The sequence below is a fragment of the Streptomyces sp. NPDC028907 genome, assembly GCF_055564995.1.
The window spans coordinates 163,585-186,218 of sequence record NZ_JBVHVE010000010.1 but is presented as its reverse complement, the minus strand read 5'-3'; the positions used below and the strand labels follow the sequence as shown (position 1 = coordinate 186,218).

The 22,634-nt window shown below is 72.0% G+C and carries 20 protein-coding genes and 2 pseudogenes; 12 read left to right on the top strand and 10 right to left on the bottom strand.

All coding sequences use genetic code 11. The annotated features are described in order from the left end of the window. Positions 1–37: 37 nt before the first annotated feature. Both ACZ4UU_RS29135 and ACZ4UU_RS29130 read left to right on the top strand, forming a co-directional pair. Positions 38–2,989 carry a type 1 periplasmic-binding domain-containing protein gene (locus ACZ4UU_RS29135; RefSeq protein WP_471906334.1) on the top strand — a complete coding sequence of 984 codons (2,952 nt, stop codon included), beginning with the start codon at positions 38–40 and terminating at the stop codon, positions 2,987–2,989. A 242-nt stretch (positions 2,990–3,231) separates the two neighbouring features. Next, positions 3,232–3,738: a GNAT family N-acetyltransferase gene (locus tag ACZ4UU_RS29130; RefSeq protein WP_471906333.1), complete on the top strand. Its 507-nt coding sequence runs from the start codon at positions 3,232–3,234 to the stop codon at positions 3,736–3,738. A 43-nt stretch (positions 3,739–3,781) separates the two neighbouring features. Here the strand turns inward: ACZ4UU_RS29130 and ACZ4UU_RS29125 are convergent, their stop codons facing one another. Genes ACZ4UU_RS29125 through ACZ4UU_RS29110 form a run of 4 tightly spaced genes read right to left on the bottom strand, consistent with a single transcriptional unit; the run spans position 3,782 to position 7,714 of the window. Beyond that, positions 3,782–4,996 (bottom strand): beta-ketoacyl-[acyl-carrier-protein] synthase family protein, encoded by a 1,215-nt coding sequence (locus ACZ4UU_RS29125; RefSeq protein WP_471906332.1) that lies wholly within the window; start codon positions 4,994–4,996, stop codon positions 3,782–3,784. Next, positions 4,993–5,283: an acyl carrier protein gene (locus tag ACZ4UU_RS29120; protein ID WP_471906331.1), complete on the bottom strand. Its 291-nt coding sequence runs from the start codon at positions 5,281–5,283 to the stop codon at positions 4,993–4,995. Before ACZ4UU_RS29120 ends, ACZ4UU_RS29125 begins: the two co-directional genes overlap by 4 nt. Positions 5,284–5,324: 41 nt before the next feature. Beyond that, positions 5,325–6,914 (bottom strand): MFS transporter, encoded by a 1,590-nt coding sequence (locus tag ACZ4UU_RS29115; RefSeq protein ID WP_471906330.1) that lies wholly within the window; start codon positions 6,912–6,914, stop codon positions 5,325–5,327. Beyond that, positions 6,911–7,714, bottom strand: a complete 804-nt coding sequence (locus tag ACZ4UU_RS29110; protein WP_471906329.1) for a thioesterase II family protein — start codon at positions 7,712–7,714, stop codon at positions 6,911–6,913. Before ACZ4UU_RS29110 ends, ACZ4UU_RS29115 begins: the two co-directional genes overlap by 4 nt. Positions 7,715–8,049: 335 nt before the next feature. On the opposite strand from ACZ4UU_RS29110, the gene ACZ4UU_RS29105 reads away from it, so the two are divergent. The 4 genes from ACZ4UU_RS29105 to ACZ4UU_RS29090 all read left to right on the top strand — a co-directional run bounded on the left by ACZ4UU_RS29105 (position 8,050) and on the right by ACZ4UU_RS29090 (position 11,691). Continuing rightward, positions 8,050–9,474 (top strand): Gfo/Idh/MocA family protein, encoded by a 1,425-nt coding sequence (locus ACZ4UU_RS29105; RefSeq protein WP_471906328.1) that lies wholly within the window; start codon positions 8,050–8,052, stop codon positions 9,472–9,474. Between the two features lie 73 nt (positions 9,475–9,547). Then, positions 9,548–10,387 (top strand): DUF1206 domain-containing protein, encoded by an 840-nt coding sequence (locus ACZ4UU_RS29100; RefSeq protein WP_471906327.1) that lies wholly within the window; start codon positions 9,548–9,550, stop codon positions 10,385–10,387. A gap of 28 nt (positions 10,388–10,415) precedes the next feature. Then, positions 10,416–10,868 carry a hypothetical protein gene (locus tag ACZ4UU_RS29095; protein ID WP_471906326.1) on the top strand — a complete coding sequence of 151 codons (453 nt, stop codon included), beginning with the start codon at positions 10,416–10,418 and terminating at the stop codon, positions 10,866–10,868. Between the two features lie 379 nt (positions 10,869–11,247). Further along, the gene (locus ACZ4UU_RS29090) at positions 11,248–11,691 is read left to right on the top strand and encodes a subtilase-type protease inhibitor (protein ID WP_471906325.1); all 444 of its coding nucleotides are present in this window, start codon (positions 11,248–11,250) and stop codon (positions 11,689–11,691) included. Between the two features lie 50 nt (positions 11,692–11,741). Here the strand turns inward: ACZ4UU_RS29090 and ACZ4UU_RS29085 are convergent. Together ACZ4UU_RS29085 and ACZ4UU_RS29080 are read right to left on the bottom strand one after the other, a co-directional pair. Next, positions 11,742–11,951, bottom strand: a pseudogene (locus ACZ4UU_RS29085) (response regulator transcription factor); the annotation flags it as partial. Beyond that, a pseudogene (locus ACZ4UU_RS29080) lies at positions 11,878–12,381 on the bottom strand (sensor histidine kinase); the annotation flags it as partial. The pseudogenes ACZ4UU_RS29085 and ACZ4UU_RS29080, both read right to left, overlap by 74 nt. A gap of 227 nt (positions 12,382–12,608) precedes the next feature. On the opposite strand from ACZ4UU_RS29080, the gene ACZ4UU_RS29075 reads away from it, so the two are divergent. After that, positions 12,609–13,178, top strand: a complete 570-nt coding sequence (locus ACZ4UU_RS29075) for a GlcG/HbpS family heme-binding protein (protein ID WP_471906324.1) — start codon at positions 12,609–12,611, stop codon at positions 13,176–13,178. Between the two features lie 10 nt (positions 13,179–13,188). On the opposite strand, the gene ACZ4UU_RS29070 is transcribed toward ACZ4UU_RS29075, so the two are convergent. Then, the gene (locus tag ACZ4UU_RS29070; protein WP_471906323.1) at positions 13,189–13,785 is read right to left on the bottom strand and encodes a TetR/AcrR family transcriptional regulator; all 597 of its coding nucleotides are present in this window, start codon (positions 13,783–13,785) and stop codon (positions 13,189–13,191) included. Between the two features lie 97 nt (positions 13,786–13,882). On the opposite strand from ACZ4UU_RS29070, the gene ACZ4UU_RS29065 reads away from it, so the two are divergent. Beyond that, positions 13,883–15,472, top strand: a complete 1,590-nt coding sequence (locus ACZ4UU_RS29065) for an FAD-binding oxidoreductase (protein WP_471906322.1) — start codon at positions 13,883–13,885, stop codon at positions 15,470–15,472. Positions 15,473–15,612: 140 nt separating this feature from the next. Then, complete coding sequence (locus tag ACZ4UU_RS29060; protein ID WP_471906321.1) at positions 15,613–16,134, top strand: hypothetical protein; 522 nt, start codon at positions 15,613–15,615, stop codon at positions 16,132–16,134. A gap of 34 nt (positions 16,135–16,168) precedes the next feature. Here the strand turns inward: ACZ4UU_RS29060 and ACZ4UU_RS29055 are convergent, their stop codons facing one another. Next, on the bottom strand, positions 16,169–17,785 hold the full coding sequence (locus tag ACZ4UU_RS29055) for a phospholipase D family protein (protein WP_471906320.1): 1,617 nt from the start codon (positions 17,783–17,785) through the stop codon (positions 16,169–16,171). 203 nt (positions 17,786–17,988) lie between these two features. Between ACZ4UU_RS29055 and ACZ4UU_RS29050 the strand changes: the two genes are divergently transcribed. Together ACZ4UU_RS29050 and ACZ4UU_RS29045 are read left to right on the top strand one after the other, a co-directional pair. Continuing rightward, positions 17,989–19,104 carry an ABC transporter substrate-binding protein gene (locus tag ACZ4UU_RS29050; protein WP_471906319.1) on the top strand — a complete coding sequence of 372 codons (1,116 nt, stop codon included), beginning with the start codon at positions 17,989–17,991 and terminating at the stop codon, positions 19,102–19,104. Positions 19,105–19,114: 10 nt separating this feature from the next. Then, positions 19,115–19,510 (top strand): GNAT family N-acetyltransferase, encoded by a 396-nt coding sequence (locus ACZ4UU_RS29045; RefSeq protein ID WP_471906318.1) that lies wholly within the window; start codon positions 19,115–19,117, stop codon positions 19,508–19,510. A gap of 173 nt (positions 19,511–19,683) precedes the next feature. On the opposite strand, the gene ACZ4UU_RS29040 is transcribed toward ACZ4UU_RS29045, so the two are convergent. After that, positions 19,684–20,904 (bottom strand): erythromycin esterase family protein, encoded by a 1,221-nt coding sequence (locus tag ACZ4UU_RS29040; RefSeq protein ID WP_471906317.1) that lies wholly within the window; start codon positions 20,902–20,904, stop codon positions 19,684–19,686. Positions 20,905–20,962: 58 nt separating this feature from the next. Here ACZ4UU_RS29040 and ACZ4UU_RS29035 point away from each other — a divergent pair, with 58 nt between their 5' ends. Next, positions 20,963–21,691, top strand: coding sequence for a TioE family transcriptional regulator (locus tag ACZ4UU_RS29035; RefSeq protein WP_471906316.1), 729 nt, complete (start codon positions 20,963–20,965; stop codon positions 21,689–21,691). Between the two features lie 64 nt (positions 21,692–21,755). Here ACZ4UU_RS29035 and ACZ4UU_RS29030 read toward each other — a convergent pair whose 3' ends face one another. Next, positions 21,756–22,538, bottom strand: a complete 783-nt coding sequence (locus tag ACZ4UU_RS29030) for a VC0807 family protein (protein WP_471906315.1) — start codon at positions 22,536–22,538, stop codon at positions 21,756–21,758. Positions 22,539–22,634 lie beyond the last annotated feature (96 nt).

The following is a 22,634-nucleotide window of genomic DNA, read 5'->3' as shown; positions in this document are numbered from 1 at the left end:
GGTGCCGGTTCGGGCGGATGCGACGGGGGCGGAGCGAGTGGCGAGAGAGGTATGGAGCGGCAGCGCCGGGATAGAGGCGGCGGACGCGGTGTTCGAGTTGATGAGGCGGCTCATCGACAACTTCCGGGACAACCCGCCGGTGACGCCGCTGGTGGTCCTTCAGGCCGCTGAGGAGGACACCACCGCAACCCTGGACCGACGGGTCGCGCAGGTCGTGGAGTTCGTCCGGCAGGGCCATCAGCCGCGGGGGCTGATCGCCAAGCGGCTGGACGGCGGAGGCGGCGCGGACGCGTACTCCTCGGCGATCGACATGGTGCGCCAGTTGTGCGAGCACCACTGGGACAACCAGAACCAGTCGCAGTACAAGGGTTTCGGCTTTCCGCGCTCGCGGCTGCTGCGGGCCATCGAGCAGGCCGCGCCGGAGGTCGGCGGGGATGTGAGCACGGTGTGGTCCGCCGCCCAGCGTCGCGAACGGCTGATGCGGCGGCTGGCCGAGTTGCGCTGGCGTCCGGAGCGCGATCCGGACGGCGTCGACGAGGAGAGGCGTGTCTCGGCGCTGTCGGACACCGTCGGTGCGGTGGTGAACCCGTCGGGCTTCGTGGGCGCGATGTTCATCGCCTGTCTGAGCGTGCTGCTGGGCGAGGGCGGGTGGCAGACGGCCGTGTGGGGCGGTGCCCTGGCGCTGGCGGCGTTCGGAGTGGTGCACCTGCTGGCGCGCAGCGCGCCGCCGCTGCTGTGGCTGCGCCGGGCCAGCCGGTGGTTCGCGACCACCACGTTCCTGGCGCCTTCGAGTGACCGGCCGGCGGCCGCCGAATGGTCCCGGTGGCGGCCGACGAAGTCCTGGGAGACCATCCGCGGCCGGGCGTTCGCCGTCGCCCAGCAGGTGGTGGCCGCCCAGGCCGGGGATGCGACGGCTCGTCAGTTCCATTTGGAGCTGCGGGTGCTGGCGTTGCTGGAGGATCTCCGCGAGAACTTCCGGCCGCGGACCCTGGACCTGCGCCGCCGCAAGCGCACGGTGCCGCCGGTGGTGTATCTGCCGTGTGCCACCGAGGACGACGGCGGCCTGCTGTTGCTGCGGGCGATCAGCAATGTGCGCACCCGCCGCAGCGAGGTCGACCCGCTGCTGGTGCTGGCCGCGATCCCGGCGGCGGAGCGGCTGCGACCGCCGGGATCCGAGGATCTGGGACGGCTCGCCGTACCGCGGCCCGACGGGCCCGAGCCGGATGATCCGGAGCGTGCCTTCGCGGCGGACGCCCGGTACCAGGAGTGGGTGACCGGCCTCAACGTCGGCCAGTCCCCCGGGCGTTCGGCGGCACTGCCGTGGATCCTGTGGATACCGCTGTCCGCCGAAGAGCTGCGCCGCCGGCACTCCGCGCAGCACTCCACCACCCGGATCCGCCGTACCGCCGCCTGGCTGCTGTGGTCCCGGCCCTGCCTCGCGGTGGTCCTCGCCATCGCCCTGGGTCTGGGCTTCCTGGGCAACCGGTGGATGGCCCAGCGCTACTGCCAGGGCCGGCTGGTCGGCTCCAACACGGACTCGGTTCTGGTGGGCGGCGAGTGTGTGGGCGTCGCGACCGGGGACGTACGGCTGGCCGCGGGCAACGGGCTGGAACTGTACGGGGCCGGCAAGGGCGTGACCTTCGACGCCGTCGAGGAGGCGATCAGGGCCGAGAACGCGAAGATCGGCCCCGCGGACAAGTACGTGACGATCGTCTACGCCGGTCCGGTCACGGCGGCGGACGAGTCGGACACCCGCAAGGGCCTGGAGGAGATCACGGGTGTCTACCTCTACCAGCACTACGCCAACGTCAGCACCCATCAGCCGACGAAGATAAGGGTCCTGCTCGCCAACGCCGGCGAGAACATGCTCCAGGTGCTGCCCATGGCCCGGCACATAGCGGAGCTCGCCCGGCGCGACCGGTCTGTCGTCGGTGTCGTGGGACTGGGACGTGACACCACGGAGAGCGACGACGCCGTGGCGATCCTCAAGGGCGCGGGTCTGCCCGTGGTGAGCACCACCAACTCCGGCAGCCATCTGGCGCGGAAGCTGTCGAACTGGTTCGGGTTGGCCGCCACCGACGAGGAGGAGGCCGACGCACTGCTCGTCGTCGCCCAGCAACTCGCCCGGCGCGCGGAGGGCACCCGGGCCGTGGTGCTGGCCCGCAAGGTCGGCAGCGAGAAGGACTTCTACACGACCGAGCAGGCCAGAGTGGGCAAGGGGATGCTGGACCGGGCCGGCTTCGAGCCGCTGCCCTCCCGCTCCTACGAGTTGAGCCCCAACGGCGAACCGGAACTGACCGCCCCGGTGGAGGACATCTGCGCCGGCGACCCGGCGCCCAGGGCCCTGTACTTCGCGGGCCGGGTGGAGGACGTGCCCAACCTGATGTCGCAGCTGGGCTCGACGCCCGGCTGCTCCGGCCGGCACATCACCGTGTTCACCGGCGACGACCTGGCCAAGAGCAACTATGACGAGGGCGAAAGCCTGCGCATCCCGCCGGAGGTCACTCTCTACCACTTCGCGCTGGCACCGATGGACCTCGTCGGCGCGGCCGGCTTCTACGAGGACGCCCACCGCGTGCTCGGCGACCTGCTCCCCACCGGCACCTCGGCGACCCCCCTCGCCGATCCCGCCAGACCCTGGGGCGACGCGCTCTTCTCCAGCGGCCAGGCGGTACTGGCTTACAGCGCCACCGCGGTGCTGTACCGCGCCTCGAAGAACGGCGACGCCCCGCAGACGGCTCCGGAGACCTGGGCCGACCTGCGCTGGCGCCCCAACCCGAACCTGCCGGTCGGCACGGTCAGCTTCGCCGGCAGTCAGCCCTACGCCGACCAGCGGGGCCACGCGTACAAAATCGTGCGGGTGACCTACCGAGGCCACAAGGTACGGTCGGTCACCGTGTGCGGTCGGCCCGCCGGCAGCGACGAACCGCTGTCCGCCCCGCCGGGCCGCAAGGGCGCCGACCCGGACACGGTGTGCCGCGAGGAGTGACACCACCCGATCCCGCCGTCCTCCGGGAGCCGTGTGTATGCTCGTGCCCTGTTCGTGTCGACGGAAGATCAGGGAAGCAGGGAGGTGAGGTTGATGACCGCGCTGAAGGCCACCGTGCGCAGCGTCCGGGTCTCCCTCACGTCCCGGGCCGTGGCCTGACCTCGTCCTGTCCGCCCTCACCGGGAACGTGAGCCCGCGGGGCGTCCACACGAACACCACTTGGGAACGGATCCTCATCCATCATGCGCAACTGGACCACGCGCGCTGAGACCAGCGCCGACATCCCCGCCATCCGTGACATCGTTCTGTCCGCGTTCGAGACCTCCTTGGAGGCCGACCTCGTCGACGCGCTGCGGGCCGACCCCTGCTGGATCGAGGGTCTGTCCCTCGTCTCCACGGACGAGAACGACCGACCCGTCGGGTACGCCCTGCTGACCCGCTGCCACATCGGCGACACGCCGGCCCTGTGCCTGGCCCCGTGCGCCGTCCGGCCCGAGCGGCAGAACAGCGGCGCCGGCTCCGCGGCCGTCCGCGCCGCCCTGGCGGCCGCCCAGGACATGGGCGAACGCCACGTCGTCGTCCTGGGACATCCGGCCTACTACCCCCGGTTCGGCTTCACCCGCGCCTCCGCCCACGGCATCGGCCTGACCATCGACGTACCCGACGAGGCCCTGATGGCCCTCGCCCTGGACGCCGGACACCCGCTGCCCAGCGGGACCGTCCGCTACGCCGCACCGTTCGGTATCTGACCCACCCGGACGCGGGCGCGCCACAGCTCCGTCGAGCCGTCGCTCAGCAGGTCGTGAGGACCAGGGCGGCGTTCTGGCCTCCGAAGCCGTAGGAGGTGCTGACGGCGGCTGTGGCGCGCGTGGTGCGGGGGGCCTTGGCGACGACGTCGAGGTCGATGTCGAGGGCGGTGTCCTCGTGGTTGGCCGTCGGCGGGATCAGGCCGTGCTGGAGGGTCAGGACGGTGACGGCCGCCTCGATCGCGCCCGCGGCGCCGATCGCGTGGCCCATCGCCCCTTTGAGCGATGTGACGGGTGGCGGCGCGGCGAACACGGTGGTGAGGGCGCGGGCTTCGGCGAGGTCGTTGAGACGGGTGGCGGTGCCGTGGGCGTTGACGTGTCCGATGTCGGCGGGTTCCAGGCCGGCGTCGGCGAGTGCGGCGGTGAGCGCCTCGGCCGCGCCCCGGCCCTGGGGGTGGGGGGCCGCGTAGTGGTGGGCGTCGCAGGTGGCCGCGTATCCGGCCAGGCAGGCGCGTGGCCGGCGGCCGCGGGCACGGGCGTGGTCGGCGCGTTCGAGGACGAGGACGGCCGCGCCCTCGGACAGGACGAACCCGTCGCGGGCGGAATCGAAGGGGCGGCTGGCCCGGGCCGGGTCGTCGGTGCGCCGGGAGAGCGCGCCCATGCGGTGGAAGCATGCGGCGGGGATGGGGTGACGCACGGACTCGGCGCCGCCCGCGAGCACGATGTCGCAGGTCCCGGCGCGCAGCAGGTCGCGGGCGATGCCGATCGCGGTGGCCCCGGACGCGCAGGCGGTGGACACGGTGAGGTTCGGTCCACGGGCGCCCGTGTCGAGGCCGATCTCGGCGGCGGACATGTTGGGCACGCTGCGCGGAATGGCGAGCGGGGAGATGTCCAGGGGCCGGTTGTCGGCGAGTTTGGCGAACTCGTGGTCGTAGCGTTCCATGCTGGCGGTGCCCGATCCGATCACGACGCCGACCCGGGGCGGTTCCCACGTCCGTGGGTCCAGGTGGGCGTCGGCGAGGGCCTCGCGGGCGGCGAGGAGGCCCATGGCCGTGAAGCGGTCCAGCCGCCAGGCGGACGGGCCGACCAGCCGACGGGCGTCGAAGCCGGGTACCTGGCAGGAGATGTCGACGGGCAGTCCGGCCAGTTGTTCGTCCCGCTGCGCGGTCGAGGTGCCTTGGAGGAGGGTCTGCCAGGTGCTCTCCGCGTCGAGGCCGGCCGGACTGACGATGCCCAGGCCGGTGATCGCGACACGGGTCATGCGCTGTTGTCCGTGGCGGCAAGGGCCGGGTCGGCTGGTGCGGTGTCGGCCTGCGCGATGTCGGGGCGTGCGGTGTCCAGCAGGGCGACCAGTTGACCGACCGTCTTCGGCAGTTCCGTGTCGTTGAGTGTGATGCCGGTGCTCTCCTGGACCGCGAGGCCCATCTCCAGCAGCGCCAGCGAGTCGAGGCCGAGGTCCTCGAAGGTGCGTTCGGGGGTGATGTCGGCGGCGTCGATCGGGAAGGTCTCCGTGAGCACCTGGGTGATGGTGTCCAGGGTCGTCGCCATGGGTGCCTCCAGAACTGTGGGCGGGTCAGCGGTGTGGGTGGTCAGTCGGAAAGGGGCGTCCCCGCTTCCGGCAGCGGTCCTGGTCGGATGTGCGGTGACGGCAGGGGTGCGGTGCGTGGGGCGAGCCAGCGGGCCGCTGCCGCCGCGGTGAGCAGCACCACGGCGGCAGCGGTCGTCGCGGTGAGCGTCATGGCGTCGATGAACGCGTCACGGGCGGCCGACAGCACGGCGATCCGCTCGGCCGGCGGCAGGAGGCCGGCCTGGTCGGGTACGGACAGAAGGCTGTGCCGTGCGGCGTCGGCCACCTCGGGCCCGGTGGCCGTCACGGCGGGTGCCTCTACGAAGCGGGCGGTGAACACGGCCGTCAGCAGGGAGCCCTGCACCGCGACGCCGAGCGCGGAACCGACCTGGCGTGTCGCGTCGTTGATGGCGGAGCCCAGACCGGCCTGCTCCGTGGGCACCGACTCCATCACCGATTCGGTGCCCGCCGCCGCCACGAGCCCGGCCCCCACGCCCGCGATCGTCTGGAACAGCGCGCAGTGCCCGTAGCCGGACTGGACCGTGGTGGTGGCCCAGACGCCGAGTGAGACGGCGACCACGAGCAGCCCGCTCACCACGGTTGCCCTGATGCCCAGGTGGCGCTGGACGGCGACGGCCGCCGCCGCGCCCACGGCCAGCCCGGCCGGCAGCGGCAGGGTGCGCACCCCTGCCTCGACGGGGCTGTAGCCGAGGACTCCCTGCAGGTACAGGGTGAGGACGAACAGGGCACCGAACAGGGCGAAGGACATCAGTGCCAGGGCCGCGGCGGCGACACCGATGCCGGGCCGGGCCAGCAGGCGCAACGGCAGCATCGGCGCCCGCACATGGCGCTCCCAGGCGAGGAACGCGGCCAGGATCAGCCCGGCGAGCGCGAAGCCGGTGACGACCTGCGCGCTGGTCCAGCCTTGGTGCGGGCCTTCGATGATCGCCCAGACCAGGGCCAGCAGGCCGGCGGTGGACAGCAGTGCCCCTACGGCGTCGAAGGCGGCCGACCGTGGTGCGCGCGACTCGGGGACGAGCAGGCAGGAGGCCGTGATGATCACCAGGGTCAGCGGCAGGTTGATCCAGAACGCGGCCCGCCACGAGGCGTGCTCGACCAGCCAGCCGCCGATCACCGGCCCGCTCAGCCCGCCGAGTCCCCCGACCGCCGCCCACACGGCGATGGCGCGACGCCGCAACTCCGGCTCGGGGAACATGTGGTGCAGGGATCCCAGGGTCGCCGGCATCAGCAGCGCCGCCCCGGCTCCCATGCCGCACCGCGACGCGATCACCTGCCAGGGCTCGCCGGCCAGCGCCCCGCCGACCGACGACGCGCCGCACACGGCCACCCCCAGGACGAAGCAGCGTCGTCGCCCCCACCGGTCGGTCACCGCTCCGACCGCCAGGACGCTGCCGCCCAGCATCAGCGCGTAGCCGTCGACGATCCACTGCACCTGGGCCGTTGTGGCGTCCAGGGCTTCGCGCAGCTGCGGCACGGCCACGTTGAGGACGGTCAGGTCCATGCCGAGCATGAACAGCCCGAGGCACACCACCCCGGCCGCCCAACCCCGTCGGATCCCGGCATCCGCCTCTCCACCGGGGTGCGCCGTCATACGGCGAGCACCGCCTCGTGCACCACCGTGCCGAGGTCGGCCGCCACTCGCCGTACCACGTGCTCCGTCTGTCCGTGCATGTACATGTGGCCGCCTTCGAACAGCCGCGGCTGGGCCGCCGCGCTGAACAGCTCGTTCCACTCGAGCAGTTGCCGCACGCTGGTGGTCGGGTCCTGCGCGCCTCCGTACAGCGCCAGCGGTACCTGAAGGGCAGGCTCGTCGCGGTGGCGATGGTGCAACAGCAACAGGCAGTCGGCCAGCAGCGGCGTGCACGCCACGGCCATCAACACCGGATCCTTCAGCAGCCGTTGCGGGATCGGCCCGCCCACCAGCTGGCCCACCCCTTCCAGTCCTCCCATCAGCAGCGGCAGAAGACCTCTCGCGTACGCGGCGTCCTGCGGCCCGCGCAGCGACGACAAGCCCGCCCACAACGGCAAACGACCACCCGAGTTCCGCAGGGTTCGTACCGCCTCGAAGGCCACGAGAGCGCCCACGCTGTGCCCGAACACGGCGAACGGCCGCGGATCGGCGGCGTCATCCACGATCTCCGCGACCTGAGCGGCCACGGCAGCCGTGTCCGTGAGCGACGGCTCCTCCGCGCGGCTCCCCCGGCCCGGCAGGCTCACCGAGCACATCTCCGCCCACGCCGGCATCAAGTCCGCCCACGGCGCGAAGAACCCCGCTCCGGCGCCGGCCGGCGGCAGGCAGTACAACCGCACCGCCGCCTCGGGGCGCTCCTGCAGTACAACCCGTGTCAGTCCGCCAGTCACGCAAACCGCCCACATCCGCTCGCCGTGCACGCGTGGTCTCCAGGCAGCCCCCGGCGCCGCGGCTGGGGGTCGGGAGTCGGGGTTCATCGTTCCGCCTGCCGCCTGCTGAGGGGAGATCAGCACGCCGCAGGCCGAGCGACATTCACTGAAATGAGTCATCGACGGGCGTCAAGCCGGTGCGGCGGCCGACTCCTGACAAGCGGTCAGCCCACCGCACCAATGCTCGATCCTGCTCGTAACTGCTTTCTATCGAGCACATATTGACATGCCCTCGCGAAGCCCGCAGAGTCATGCCCCGACAGACCCCACCGTCCCGACAGTGCACCGGCAGTGATGCAAGCCACCTCACGAGGAGTGTTGTCGTCATGTCCGAAACCCCCGCTGTCTCACGCCGACTGCTCCTGGGCGGAGCCGTCGCCACCGGCGCGCTCGCGGCCGGGATGACCACCGCGGCACCGGCCGCGTCCGCCGCGACCGGACCGGCGCCCGGCCGGCGTCCCGGGCAGAGGTCGATGATCGGCGTGCCGTTCGAGGTCCACAGAACCGTCCGCGTCGGCGTCATCGGCCTGGGCAACCGCGGCGGCGGCATGATCACGGGTTGGGCGGCCGTACCCGGCTGCACCGTGACCGCCGTCTGCGACATCCGCGCCGACCGCGCTCGAAGCGCCGCAGACCGACTGCAGAGCAAGGGCGAGCCCCGCCCCGCCGAGTACGGCGGATCAGCCGACTCCTACGCCCGGATGCTCAGGCGCGACGACATCGACCTGGTGTACGTCGCCACGCCCTGGGAGTTCCACCACGAGCACGGCCGGGCCGCGCTGCTGAGCGGCAGACACGCCGTGGTGGAGCTGCCCGTCGCCACCGAACTGCGCCAGCTCTGGGACCTCGTCGACACCTCCGAGCGCACCCGAAAGCACCTGTTCCTCTCCGAGAACTGCAGCTACGGCCGCAACGAGCTGGCCATGCTGCGGATGGCGCACGCCGGCCTGTTCGGGGACATCACCAACGGGCACGGCGGCTACTGCCACGACCTGCGGGAACTCCTCTTCTCCGACACGTACTACACCGACTCCTGGCGGCGGCTGTGGCACACCCGCAGCACCGCGTCCCTGTACCCGATGCACGGCCTGGCCCCGATCGCGGCGGCCATGGACATCAACCGCGGCGACCGGATGACCACCCTGCGCGCCACCGCGACCGCGCCGAGGGGCCTGGCCGACTACCGCGAGCGCTTCATGCCCCGGGACCATCCGTCCTGGCAGGAGACGTACATCAACGGCGACCTGGTCACCTGCCTCATAGAGACGGAGCGGGGCAGGGTCATCCGGGCCGAGCACGAGGTGAGTTCGCCCCGGCCGTACAGCAGGATCAACACGCTCGCCGGCAGCCGCGGCATCGTCGAGGACTACGCCGGGCCCTCCCCGACCGGCGCGCGCGTCTATCTCGAACCGGACCACGCCGGCCACACCTGGCGCGACTTCGCCGACTACCGCAAGGAGTACGACCACTGGCTGTGGCGGAAGGTCGGGGACGACGCCGCGAACAACGGCGGGCACGGCGGCATGGACTACGTCCTGCAGTGGCGGACCGTCCAGCTGATGCGTGCCGGGCTGGTGCCCGACATCGACGTGTACGACTCGGCCGCCTGGTGCGCGGCGGTCCCGCTCAGCGCCGCGTCCCTGGCGCGGGACGGCCGCCCGGTGGAGATCCCCGACTTCACCCGCGGCGCGTGGGCCGCCGAGCGCCCCGGACTCGACTCCAGCCCCACGGACATGCCGCCCGTCGGCTGAGTGGCACCGCGCCCGAGCAGGGCCGGTGTGTGTGGCGGTCCAGTCGGGGCATCCGGATTCCCGGGAGGTCGCGATGGACACGAGTGCGTTGGCACGGACCGGACGTCTTCGGGCGCGGCGGGTGGCGCGGGGTTCGGTCGTCGAGGGGGCGGCCAGGGCCGGTCTCGCCGCCCGGGGTGTGATCTATCTGCTGGTGGGTGCGCTGGCGCTGCAGGTCGCCTTCGGCGACACGAGTCGGCAGGCCGACCGTGGCGGGGCACTGGAGGAACTGGCGCAGAAGCCGTTCGGCGCGGTGCTGCTGTGGGCGCTGGGCATCGGGCTGGTCGGCATGGCCCTGTGGCGGTTGTCCGAGGCGGTCTTCGGCTCCGTCGGACAGGACGGCCGCAGTGCCCGCAAGCGGCTGCTGGCGGTGGTCCGGTTCGCGTTCTACGTCGTCGTCGCCTTCTCCGTGCTGTCGTTCGCGGCGAGCCGGAACCGCGGCGGCGGTGGGTCCAGCGACCAGCAGTCCCGGGATGCCACCGCCAGGGCTCTGGAGATCCCCGCCGGGCAGTGGCTGGTCGGCGCGGCGGGGATCGCCGTCGTCGTGACCGGCGGCTGGATCGCCGTACGGGCGGTCCTGCGCAAGTACCACGACGAGCTACGGCTCGGGCAGATGCGCCGCCGGGCCCGGCGGCTGGTGGACGTCACCGGCGTGGTCGGCGGCGCCGCCCGCGGGCTGGTGTTCGCCGTGGCCGGCGTCTTCGCCGTCCGTGCGGCCGTCGACTACGAACCCGAACGGGCCAAGGGGCTGGACGACACCCTGCGGACCTTCGCCGACACGCCCCTCGGCCCCTGGCTGCTGGTCTGCGTCGCGGTCGGGCTGGTGCTGTTCGGGGTGTTCTCCTTCGCCATGGCGCGCTGGCGGCGCGTCTGAGTCGCGGCTGATGGGGAACACGAAGCGGATGAGCGATTCCGAGATTCCGCATGGCGACGGCCGGGCGCATGGTGACGGCCGGGCCGTGGACGCGTACCTGGACCTCCTGCGCATCCGGATGGACACGGAGGATTACCGCCTCCTGCTGCGCGCCGTGGAACCGGTCCTGAAGGCGATCGAAGAGGAACGCCTCTCCAGTCACGACCTCGCGCTGGACGCGGGGGCGGCCGACGAGCTGCCCCAGGAGGTCCGTGACGAGGCCGCCCTCGTCATCGCCACCGCCGTCACCGGCCGCCTGGACAACGAAGTGATCGAGATCGACGTCGAGGAGACCGGTCCGGTCAGGATCGTCACCGACGCGACCACCGCCTCCGACCCCGCCCGCCTCGGCGAGATCGCCGACTACATCAGAGAACGGCACAGGCTGACGGAGGAGCTCCGGGGCATCGCCGAGGTGAGCGGACTACCCACCGACTTCTGACCGCCGGCGCCCTACCTCCGTACGGCCTCTCGTACGACACCGAGCCCGAGGCCGCCAGGACGAGCATCGCCTGGCGGCCCGTCGGCGTGTCCGCGCGACGCGTCTGCCCCACCCCCTTCGGGGCCGAAAACTCACTCACAGCTTTCCGGCCATTTCATAGCACAGGCACATCAGCCACTCCTTGAGCCGACGACCCGAATGAAATTCCCGTCACCACCTCGACCTCAGGAACCGGCCGACCGATCACGCCACTGATTGAATAGGCAATAGGGTCCGAATTCCTGCGACGGGACAGAATTCAGCTCCAGCCTCCTGAGACGACAGTGACAGGGTGGGTACTTCGAGGCATCGAACACCGCAGACAGAAGGGAGTTGCACCATGCGTCCCATGACGCGCTGGGCAATGACAGGAGCGCTGCTGAGCACGGCACTCGCGGGGCCCCTGAGCGTGCCAGCTCACAGCGCACCCGCCGCCCCCGCCTCGCTGTACGCTCCGTCGGCGCTGGTCATGACCACAGGTCACGGGGAGAAGGCCGCCACCACGACACCGGAGCGCGCCGTGACGGTGAACTGTGCGTACACCACCTCGGGAACGCATCCCGACCCGCGGCAGGCCTGTGCGGACCTGGACCGTGTGAACGGGGATCTCGACCGCTTGGCCACCCTCCGCGGAAATGACACCGGGCAGCCCTGCACCAGGGAATACCGCCCCATTGTCGTGACGGTTCAAGGGGTATGGCGTGGTACACGGATAAACTACGAGCACACCTTCGCCAATCCTTGCATCAAGGAAACTCAGGGGGCGGCGGCATTCGCCTTCTGAGCGACGACGCGGGCGGGACGCACCCTTGTGGGCGGCCCGCCCCTTCATGGTCACGGCAGCAGCCGTCGCTCTTTGGCGACCGCCACGGCGCCCGCGCGCGTGTCGACGCCGAGCTTGTCGTAGATGCGCCTCAGGTGGGTCTTGACCGTGGCCTCGCTGATGTACAGCGCGCGGGCGATGCCGCGGTTGCCGATGCCCCTGGCGAGCTGGGCGAGGATGTCGCGCTCGCGGTCGGTGAGGGTGGGCCGGGGTCGGCGCAGGAAGATTGGGGTCGAAACGGCCGGCGAGCTGCACCTGGGCGGCGACGACGAACAAGGTCAGGAGCGCCACGAGGGCGAGGGCCGCGCGCGGCTGCAGTGTGCGCAGGCCGGTGTAGAACAGGGGCACCGCGCACCAGGCGAAGCTGGGAGCCAGCACGACCAGGACCATCCACACCACGACGACCAGCGCCAGCCACGCCGTGCGGCGCCGAGTGGGTCGGGGGCCCGCGTCGCCGGGCCTGGGGCCGAGCAGGTGCAGGAAGGTGAGGACGGCGCACAACGCGATGATCCACGGCGTACGCGGTTCGCCGGGGTGGCGCAGCAGGAATCGGGCGAGCGCTCCGCCGAGCAGCAGGAAGAACGCCGCGTGCATCACGGCGCCGAGCCACCGGGTGTCCACGGTGTCCGGCTCGTACGACCGGTCTTCCATGCGGGTCCCCCTTCCACTCGTGGGCGCTGAACTGGGCAAACACCTCCATTGTGGCCCGGCCGGGGGCCTGGGAGGTCAACCGATCGGATGACCCGGGTGTCGTCCGTCGCGCGAGCGGGAGCCAGCCGGAACGCCGACCGGCGGGGCCCGGTTCCGGGCCGAGGGTGGAGAGCGACGAAGCGGGGCGGCAACCGGGCCGCCCGCCCACCGAAGGAGTCGACCGACCCATGAACCGAGTGCACCAGAACCTCTCCCGCCGTGCCCGCGTCGCCACCGGCGGTGCCGTACTCGCCGTCGTCGCCCTCGCGGGCTTCGGCGCGGTGTCCGCGAACGCCTCGGCCCCCGCCACGACGTCCGCCGCCGCCACGTCGGCCGTCGCCCCGGACCGGGCCACCACCACCTCCACCCACCTGACGATCGACGCCGCCACCAAGGCCGCGCAGGCCGCCCTCGACGCGGCCGAGAAGGAGAACCAGCGCGTCACGGTCGCCGTCGTCGACCGCAACGGCAACACTGTGGTCACCCTGCGCGGCGACGGCGCCGGCCCGCAGTCCTACGAGTCCGCCGAGCGCAAGGCGTTCACCGCGGTCGCCTGGAACGCCCCCACCTCCCAGCTGGCCGAGCGCCTGGAGCAGGCCCCGAACCTCAAGGACATCCCCGGCACCCTGTTCCTGGCGGGCGGCGTGCCCGTCACCGCCGGCGAGGCACCGATCGCCGGTGTCGGCGTCGCGGGTGCCCCGTCCGGCGCGCTGGACGAGAAGTTCGCGCGGGCGGGTGCCGACGCGATCACTCGCTAGTCACCCGGATTCAGCCGGTGCCCAGGGCCGCGAGGAGGCGGGCGCAACGGGCCGTCATCTCGGCCGTGCTCTGCTCCGGGTGCTCGAACCACCAGCGCATGACGGCCGTGACGGCGTGCTGCCACACGTGGTTGAGCAGGTCGTGGTCGAGCGGGTCGTCGTCTCCGGCGCCGGCGAGCAGCCGCGCGGCACCGGCGGCTCCCATGGCGGCCAGCCGCTCGCGGTAGAGGTTCACGACGTCGCGCATCTCGCCGGCCGGGGGGAGAGCGGGGTCGTAGAGGACGGACCAGGCGTACCGGCAGTGCTCGACCGCGGCGAAGAGCGCCGTGAGGGTGTCGACGGCGTGAGCGGTCGATCCGCCGCGGGACCGGGCGGCGGCCACCGAGTCCACCAGCAGGCCGCCGACATGGTGGACACAGGCGACGTACAGACCGTCCTTGGACTCGAAGTAGCTGTAGATCAGCGGCTTGGAGATGCCGGCGCGAGCGGCGACGGCGGCGACGGACACGCCCGCGTAGCCGTGTCTGCCGAACTCCTCCACGGCCACGTCGATGATCTGCCGCTCCCGGTCGACGCGGGAGACGCCCTTGGTTCCGGCCTTGCCCATGCGACGCATCCTAGCCAACCATCTGACCCGCAGGTAATTTACCCATCGGTCAATTCAACGGGTGCGAGCCCGGCGGACGGCAAGGGAAGCGGGCGGCATGACGCGATCGTGGTGGGGATGGGGCAACGTCGAGGACGCGGTGGGCGGTGCGGAGCTGGACGCGCTGCTGGGGCGGGTACGGGCGGTGATGCCGGGCGAGCTGATGGATCACGAGCCGCCGAGCATCGCGTCGCTCGGTCTGCCCGGCCCGCGGGTCACTCCCCCGGCCTCCCTCGCCGAGCTGTGCTCCGCCGCCCCGGCCGACCGGGCCGCGCACGCGCACGGCAAGGCGTTCCGGGACGTCGTGCGCAATCTGCAGGGGGACCTGCGCCACGTACCGGACCTGGTCGCCCGGCCCCGCGACGAGCGTGACGTGACCGACCTGCTCGACTGGTGCACCCGCGAGGGCATCGCGGTGGTCCCGTTCGGCGGCGGCAGTTCGGTGGTCGGCGGTGTCGAGGCGCGGTGCGAGGACCACCCCGCAGTGGTCACCGTCGACCTGGAGCGCCTGAACCGGGTCCTGGAGATCGACACCACCAGCCGGGCCGCGCGGATCCAGGCGGGCGTGTACGGCCCGCACCTGGAGGACCAGCTGCGGCCGCACGGCCTCACCTTGCGCCACTTCCCGCAGTCCTTCGAGTTCTCCACGCTGGGCGGCTGGCTCGCCACCCGGGCGGGCGGGCACTACGCGACGCTCTACACGCACATCGACGACCTGCTCGAATCGATGCGCGTGGTGACGCCCGTCGGGATCAGCGAGTCACGGCGGCTGCCGGGCTCGGGCGCCGGTCCGTCGCCGGACCGGCTCTTCCTGGGCAGTGAGGGGACGCTGGGGATCATCACCGAGGCGTGGATGCGAGTGCGCGAGCGCCCGCGGCAGCGCGCCGGCACCTCCGTGCGGTTCAGCGACTACGCGTCGGCGGTGGCCGCCACCCGGGCCGTCGCGCAGAGCGGGCTCAACCCGGCGAACTGCCGTCTGCTCGACGCGACCGAGGCGCTGATCAACGCGGGTGTGAGCGTCGGCGGCGGGCTCCTCGTCCTCGCCTTCGAGTCGGCGGACCACCCGGTGCGGGCGAGCCTGGAGCACGCGGTGGAACTCTGCCGGGACCACGGCGGCGAGCCGTCCGACGCCGGCACCGCCGACGGGTCCGGCGGTGCCGCGCGAGGCGAGTCCGTCGCCGGGACATGGCGTTCGTCGTTTCTGCGGATGCCGTACCAGCGGGACGCCCTGGCCCGCCACTCGGTGATCGCCGAGACCTTCGAGACGGCCTGCACCTGGGACGGCTTCGGCGCCCTGCACCAGGCGGTCACGGAGGCGGCACGGCGGGCCGTCGACGAGGTGGCCGGGGCGGGGGTGATCGCTTGCCGGTTCACCCACGTCTACCCGGACGGCCCGGCGCCGTACTTCAGCGTGTACGCGCCCGGCCGCTGGGGCAGCCTCGTCGGCCAGTGGGACCACATCAAGGCCGCGGTGTCCGAGGCGATCTTGGCGAACGGCGGCACGATCACCCACCATCACGCGGTCGGCCGAGACCACCGGCCCTGGTACGACCGTCAGCGCCCCGCGCCCTTCGCCGCCGCGCTCACCGCCGCCAAGTCCGCCCTCGATCCGGCCGGCGTCCTCAATCCGGGGGTGCTGCTGCCGTAGCCACTCCACTGCCGTGGACACCCCCCTGCCGTAGCCACTGCACGCGCGCCTCGGATGCCGCATATGTCGCACGTCAGGGGAAACCCGGGCGAGAGTCGATGACGTACGGGGTCGTTGACGGAGCGCGGAGGGAGTGCGCAGTGAGTCAGGTCAGGACGACGCGTTCCTCGGATCTACCTCAGCCGTTGCGGATGCTCGGCTCCGGGCTGCGCCGCCTGCCCGGAGCCGGGCAGGTGGGCAGGGTCGCCGACGGGGCGCTGGATCGGATCGGAGCGGTCTCGCCGCGTGGACGGCGGATCGCGGTGTACACCGGAGCCGGGGTGCTCGGCGTGGCCGGCGTGGTGGAGTGGCCCGTGGCCCTCACCGGCGCGGCCGTCGCCTGGCTGACCCAGCCGCGCCCGCGCCAGGGCGAGGAAGACGGGGCGACGCGGGACGGCGATCGTTCTACGGCCGTGCGCTCCGGCGACGTCCGTGCGGGAACCGCCGACGACGCCGTGCCGGAGCCCGAGGGTTCCGGCCCCGGCGCCAGGCTGGCCCCCTCCCACTTCCAGCACGACCGGCCGGAGGTCGGCCGGCACGAGCAACCCGCCAAGGTCGGTGACGCGGCCACGACGTCGGCGCTCAAGAAGGTGGCGGAGGCCTCACACCACGACGGGCCGTAGACGCGGAGGGGCTGTGGCCGGCGGTGGCCGTCCGTCAGTAGTCGTTGCGACGGCGCAGCCCGAAGGGTCGGCCGTCCGGGTCGACGAGCACTCGATGCAAGGGGGCGTACAGCGTCCTGGCCGTACGGGAGAGGCGCGGTCGGTGATACGTGCGCAGCCGCCCGGGGGGTCGCGGGCCGCGGCGGCCGTTGTCGTGCCAGGCGTCCAGGGCGGCGGCGCTCGCGGCGAAGGCCTCGAAGGCCTTCAGGGGGTCGCACAGGGGGTCGGATGCGGGCGGGGTCGAGGGAGGCATCAGGTCCAGGTGCTCGCGCGAGAGTTCCAGGCGCAGGTCCCTGGCGAAGCGGCGGGCGCCGTCCCCGAGGCCGCCCGGGTCGCGCGGCTCGCGTGGGTCCGTGGACTCGTCCAGGACGGCGCAGGTGAGTTCGGAGTCGTGGGTCCAGGAGCGGAGGTTGATGTTGTCCGATCCGACCGAGGCCCACACGTCGTCGATCACGCACACCTTGGCGTGTACGTACACCGGTGTCCCGGCGTGGTTCTCCAGCCCGTACACCGCCACGCGCCCACCACTGGCGCGGCGCAGCCGGTCCAGGGCCGTGATCCGGCCGATCAGGTTCATGGGCAGGGTGAACCGGCCGTCCTGTTCGGGGACGGACGGGATGACCGCGATCAGGCGCAGGCCGGGATGGGCGGACAGTGCCTCGGCGAAGGCCTCGATCACGTGCGGGGACCACAGGTACTGGTCCTCCAGATAGATCAGGGCCCGCGCCCGCCGCAGCGCCTTGCGGTAGCCGCGCGCGATGCTGCGCTCGCCGTCGGGGGCGAAGTCGTAGCCGCGCAGGAGACGGTTGGGGTAGGTGCGCAGGACCTGGAGGGTGTGCGTGCCGCAGGGCGCGGGGTCGGGTGCCTGGGGTGGGAGCGGGTCGGCATGGGTGTCCTCGCCGTGCGCCAGTTCCCGCAGGCGGACGAACGGGCTGCGGGTGAGCGGGGCGGGGTCGTTCCAGCGCTCGCGGAACCCGGCCTCGATGTCCCCGACGGCCGGTCCGCGTATCGCGAGCTGGATGTCGTGCCACGGTGGGTGCGGTCCGTACGCGGCGGCGATGGGCAGGGACTGCGGGTCTCCGCGGTGGGTCGCGTCGTCATGGCGGTTGTGGCACAGGTCGATCCCGCCGACGAACGCGACGTCGAGCTCGGGGCGGTCCGGGTGCCGGAGCACGACGAGTTTCTGGTGGTGCGAGCCGCCGGGCCGTACCCGCATGTCGAGCAGGCATTCCCCGCCGCCCGCCTCGACCGCCTCGCCCAGATGGCGGTTCTCGGCCTCGCTGAACTGGAAGCGGTCCAGGTGGGAGCGCCAGAGCAGCCCCTTGACGATCACCCGGCGCGCGGCCGCCTCGCCCAGGACGCGGCCGATCTCGGTGCCGGGGCCGTCGAGGCGCTCGTCGGGGTCGCCCCGCCAGTCGGTGAACAGCAGCAGGTCTCCCGCGCGCTGCGCCCGGATCGCGTCGAGGAGTGCCAAGAAGTATGTCGAGCCATGGATGAGGGGCCGCACCAGGTTCCCGTGCGACCAGGCGGTTCGATCCGATCGGCGGCTGTCCAGCCGTGTGGCGCTGTTGCCGCGTTCGGCCGGGGTCAGCAGCCAGTCGGTGAGATCCACGACTCCTCCAGACAACACGGACGGGTAACCAGCCGGCGCCATTTCACGCCCGCAGGGCCGCAACGCTGGAATCCCTGCACCCCTCCCCCACTCAGGGTGACTCACCACGCCGCGATATTCGGTTGCCTGCCGACGAGCGTGATGGATGCAATGACCGGCATGATCACCCAGGTGCCCGATTCCGACACGGGAGACGCCCAAGCATGAATCCGCCGTCAACGCCACCCGGGGCAGCCCGAACTGACGGACCGTCCGTCCGGATCGGCGCTCTCGTTCCGCTGACTCGCCCGGGCTGGGTCCAGGCAGGCCAACACCTGCTCGCCGGGCTCGAACTGGCCGTCCACGAGGTCAACGACGCGGGCGGGATCGGCGGGCGACCGCTGGAGCTGGTGGTACGAGACACCGCTGCCGACCCGGAGAAGGCCAGGACGGCCGTGGACGAGTTGGCTCAGCTGGGCGTGGCCGCCTTGGCCGGCGAGTATCACAGTGTCGTCGCTCGCGCCGCCGCCACCAGGGCGGACGCGCTCGGCCTGCCGTATCTCTGCTCGTCGGCGGTGCTCGACGCCCTCACCACCGAGCAGCGGACGGACTGGGTAGCGCGGCTCTCCCCGCCGCAGTCCCGCGGCTGGCGGATCTACGCGGACTTCCTCCTCGCCGCAGGCCACAGTCGTATCGCCGTGGCGAGCCAACCGAGTGTCTACTGGGCCTCGGGGATCGGCATCCTGCGGGACCATCTGGCCCCACGCGGCGGTACCGTCCTCGAACTCGACATGCGGACGCTCTCCCCCACGGCACTGTGCGACGAACTCGTCGACAGCCGCGCGACAGCCCTCCTTCTCCTGGTCGGCCACCCGGAGCCGGCCGTGCCGATCGTCAAGTCCGTCCGCAGCGACCCGCGTCTCGCCCGGATCATGCTCGGCGCTCCGGCCGGGCAACCGGAGTTCGCGGAATGGGCGAGGTTGCTGGGCGACGACGGCACCGGGATCCCGTTCCTGCGCTATCTGCCCGAGCGCCTCGGTCCGCTCGGTGCCCGAGTCGAGGCCGCCCTGCGCGAGCGGCTGGCGCAAGCGCCCTCCTTCGTCGCCCACGAGGGCTACGACACGGTCGTCGTCCTCGCCGACGTGCTGCGTTCCCAGGGCACGGACCGGGCGCGTATCGCCGAGTCCTGGCCGCGGGTCGCCGTCGAAGGCACCCGCGGGCCGATCCGGTTCTCGCGCACGCCGGGGATCAGCGTGTGGCAGTGGGCCTGGCCGCCGGTTCAGGTCGTCGATCGGGATCCGGCGGAACCTGGACGCTTTCGCATCCTGCACACCGGCTGAGGATCGGGCCGTGAAGACCAGGTACGAGTGGCGCGGCGACTTCGACAACGGCGCCCTCGACGCGCTCCATGCCGACGGCTTCGGCCACCCCGTCGCGCAGACGGACTGGCGAGCACGACTTGAGCGGCACAGTCTCGGCTGGGTCTGCGGTCGGGAGGACGGCCGTCTGATCGGCTTCGTCAACGTGGTGTGGGACGGCGGAGCGCATGCCTTCGTCCTGGACACCGTGGTCGCGCGCGACTGCCGGTCGAGAGGAGTCGGAGCCGCGCTCGTCGCGACCGCGGCGGAAGAAGCCCGTGCCGCGAAGTGCCAGTGGCTTCATGTCGACTTCGAGGAGCACCTGCGCTCGTTCTACTTCGACGCCTGCGGCTTCAAGCCGACGGCAGCCGGGCTGATCGCCCTGTAACTCCGCCTGCGACTGCTCACCGAACAGCGCGACCCAGGACCGGGGCAGCAACTGACCCGTGCCGACGCGGGTCGCGTTCCGCGCGCTGGTCGACCGCTGACCGGCCCCGAGGTCTTCGACCAGGACCTCGAGGACGGCCACGTACTCCTGCGGCTCCTGGCTCTGTGGTGCTCCTAGCTCTGCGGGACGTCCTTCACGAACACGATGCCGTCGCAGGCCGTCAAGTGGGCCGGGTCGAACGGGGCATAGCCGAACCACGGGGACACGCGGGGCGCGGGAGGCGTGTCGCCGAGGGAGGTGGCCAGCCGCGTGGCGTCGATCACGCTGCGGTCCTCCGGGAGCGCGTACAGGAGTCCTTCGAGCGTGTCCGGCGGCGGGGTGTCCACTCCCTGGTGCCGGATGGTGCCGAGGGCCGTGGCCACGAAGGCGTACTGCTCGCCGAGTTCGGCGCTCACCAGCGCGCCGGCGCTCCACCACTCCACCCGCCCCTCCCACATCCGCATCGAGCTCTTCGGCCGCTGGAGATGGGAGTTGTGGGCGTGGACGAAGGTCCGGCCCCGTTCGGCGAGGCCGATGAGGTTGTGGGCCATCATCACGTCCCGCTGTGCGCACAGCCGGGTCATGCGGGCCGGTGAGGTGTCGGCCATCCAGTGGTGGTAGCGCAACAGGCCGGTCGCGGTACGTCCGTACAGGCGCGCGCGGTCCCAGTCGTCGCCGGAGGTCGCCTCGACGAGGTTCGGCAACTGCGTGTCGAGCAGCGTCACCAGGTCGTCGGCGAGCAGCCGCAGCCGAGCGGCCTCGGCGGACTGCCCCTCGGACCGGGCCGGGTCCATCATCGCGGCGGGGTCGGTCCACCGGTCGTCGCTGCCGAGCAGGCGGTCGAGTGTTTCCGCCGTGCACGGGAGCAGGTCCGCGTCCACCCAGGCGGAGAGGTAGCCGTGGAGTGCGGTGAGGGGCTGCCGCGGGCTCGCGGCGGCGGTGATCTCCAGCGGGCCGTCGAACCCGGCGAAGCGCAGCCACTGCGACTCGGGCCGGCCGTCGTTGTGGGCGCGCATCCAGCGCACGAGTTCGCGGTTGGCCTCGCAGGCGCCCCAGCCGTGGCTGAAGCCGCGTTCCATGACCTCGTCGAGGGTGCCCTTGCCCGAGGTGACGTAGTCGTCCACGACCAGGCCCATCATGCAGTCGCTCTCGATCGCGATCGTCCGGTAGCCGTCCTGCTCGACGAGCTGCCGGAAGATTTCGTTGCGCAGGTCGAGCAGAGCGTCCTCCCCGTGGGTGGGCTCGCCCAGCGCGAGCAGCCGGGGCCGGGCCGCCGGGAACAGCCTCATGAGGGTGGCGGCCTCGACGGCCTGGGCGATGTCCTGGAAGTCGTTGTCCTGGGTGTCGGTAGCCATGGCTTCAACGGTATCGTTGAACCTTCGGTTGAAACTTTTCCGCGATACTGTCGGGTCCATGGGGCGAAACCTTCAAAGCGGCGCACAGCTCAGGCCGATCGACCTGGCCCGTCGGCACGGTCTGTCCACGCAGGCGATCCGGAACTACGAGGAGGCCGGCATCCTCCCGGCCGCCGATCGCACGCCCCACGGCTACCGCACCTACACCTCGCTGCACGCCGCGGCCCTGGACGCGTTCCTCGCCCTGGTCTCCGGCCACGGCCACGGGACGGCGACGTCGATCATGCGGGCGGTGAACGAGGGCGCGCCCGACGAGGCGTTCCGTCTCATCGACGAGAGCCATGCCCAACTCCTCGACGACCGACGCACCCTCGAAGCCGTGGAGCGGGCCCTGCGCGATCTGCGGCCCATCGCGCCGCCACCCGAACCCGGTCCCAGGTCCGAGCCCGGCGGCACGTTCATCGGGCCGTTGGCGGAGCGGCTCGGAATCCGGCCCGCGACGCTGCGCAAATGGGAGCGCGCCGGGCTGGTGCACCCGCGCCGCGACCCCGGGACCGGCTACCGGGTCTACGACGAGGACGCCGTACGGGACGCCCGGCTCGCCCACCAACTCAGGCGGGGCGGCTACCTCCTGGAGCAGATCGCGCCGCTGATCGCCCAGGTACGGGCAGCCGGCGGGCTGGAACCACTGGAGACCGCACTGCGCGACTGGCACGGCCGCCTGTCGGCCCGCGGACGGGCCATGCTGACCGGGGCAGCGGAGCTGGAGGCGTACCTTCGCCGGTGAGTACGACAGCCTCACCACCAACACGGTCCTGCACTGCCTCGGCCCTGAGGGCTCACGGTTCCCGTCAGCTCTGCTCGATGGTGGCCGGTTCGGCGGGGGCGCGTTCGCCCTTGAGGGACTCGACGCCCTCAGCGGCCTCCGCGTCCCGCTTCGCCTCCGCGACGACCATCGCGGCCATGGGACCGGCGCCCAGCGCCCCGCCGACCAGGAAACCCACTCCCATGGCGACGACCATGATCACGTTGCCGACCCACACCATGGTGTCCACCGGCAGCGTGTACGCCCCCACGACCCGCACCACACACTCCGTGAGCAGTACGACACCCCACACCAGCGAGAACATCCGCTCGGCCCGTCGAAACCGCGCCGAACCGGCCCGCAGTCGTGCCCAGGCGGCCTCCCGGCCCGGGTTCCCCTTCACCACCCACGGCTTCATACCGGCCGTCATCATCGGCTTGCCGAGCACCACGGAAGCGATGATCCCGATCCCGATCACGCTGCTGACCACGCTGTCCTTGGCGATCATCAGTCGCGGGTCGCCCGCCACGAAGCCCAGCAGCAGGGACACGATGTTCACGCAGAGGATCAGAGCGGCCAGCCCGTTGACCTCGCGCGCCTTCAGCACACCCCATCCGGTCCGCACGGCCGGCACGACACTGCTCAGGGCGAGCGCCGTCAGCGTGCTCGTCCCGAAGCCGTTCTTCAGGAGGTAGTACGCCCCGAGAGGCACTGCGACATCGATGAGCAGCGGCGCGAAGTTCCGCAGCACATTCCGGCCGCCCGCGGTGCTCGTCCTGGTGGTCCCCGTGTTCCCCGTGGCCCCCGTGATCCCCGTGTTCGTCGTCATGCACCCAGCTTCGTGGCCATCGCCGGGTCACCGGTAGAAACGATCGTCCCGCCCTCGGCATGACAAATGTCAGCTCCGCACCAGCGCGCGGTGCCC

Bases quoted from the DNA above. Each gene is read 5' to 3' on its own strand.
- ACZ4UU_RS29040 (WP_471906317.1), bottom strand. From the start codon at position 20,904: ATGGCTACCGACACCCAGGACAACGACTTCCAGGACATCGCCCAGGCC.
- ACZ4UU_RS29120 (WP_471906331.1), bottom strand. From the start codon at position 5,283: ATGGCGACGACCCTGGACACCATCACCCAGGTGCTCACGGAGACCTTC.
- ACZ4UU_RS29095 (WP_471906326.1), top strand. From the start codon at position 10,416: ATGAGCGATTCCGAGATTCCGCATGGCGACGGCCGGGCGCATGGTGAC.
- ACZ4UU_RS29075 (WP_471906324.1), top strand. From the start codon at position 12,609: ATGAACCGAGTGCACCAGAACCTCTCCCGCCGTGCCCGCGTCGCCACC.
- ACZ4UU_RS29035 (WP_471906316.1), top strand. From the start codon at position 20,963: ATGGGGCGAAACCTTCAAAGCGGCGCACAGCTCAGGCCGATCGACCTG.
- ACZ4UU_RS29105 (WP_471906328.1), top strand. From the start codon at position 8,050: ATGTCCGAAACCCCCGCTGTCTCACGCCGACTGCTCCTGGGCGGAGCC.
- ACZ4UU_RS29090 (WP_471906325.1), top strand. From the start codon at position 11,248: ATGCGTCCCATGACGCGCTGGGCAATGACAGGAGCGCTGCTGAGCACG.
- ACZ4UU_RS29130 (WP_471906333.1), top strand. From the start codon at position 3,232: ATGCGCAACTGGACCACGCGCGCTGAGACCAGCGCCGACATCCCCGCC.
- ACZ4UU_RS29070 (WP_471906323.1), bottom strand. From the start codon at position 13,785: ATGGGCAAGGCCGGAACCAAGGGCGTCTCCCGCGTCGACCGGGAGCGG.
- ACZ4UU_RS29100 (WP_471906327.1), top strand. From the start codon at position 9,548: ATGGACACGAGTGCGTTGGCACGGACCGGACGTCTTCGGGCGCGGCGG.
- ACZ4UU_RS29115 (WP_471906330.1), bottom strand. From the start codon at position 6,914: ATGACGGCGCACCCCGGTGGAGAGGCGGATGCCGGGATCCGACGGGGT.
- ACZ4UU_RS29065 (WP_471906322.1), top strand. From the start codon at position 13,883: ATGACGCGATCGTGGTGGGGATGGGGCAACGTCGAGGACGCGGTGGGC.
- ACZ4UU_RS29030 (WP_471906315.1), bottom strand. From the start codon at position 22,538: ATGACGACGAACACGGGGATCACGGGGGCCACGGGGAACACGGGGACC.
- ACZ4UU_RS29050 (WP_471906319.1), top strand. From the start codon at position 17,989: ATGAATCCGCCGTCAACGCCACCCGGGGCAGCCCGAACTGACGGACCG.
- ACZ4UU_RS29125 (WP_471906332.1), bottom strand. From the start codon at position 4,996: ATGACCCGTGTCGCGATCACCGGCCTGGGCATCGTCAGTCCGGCCGGC.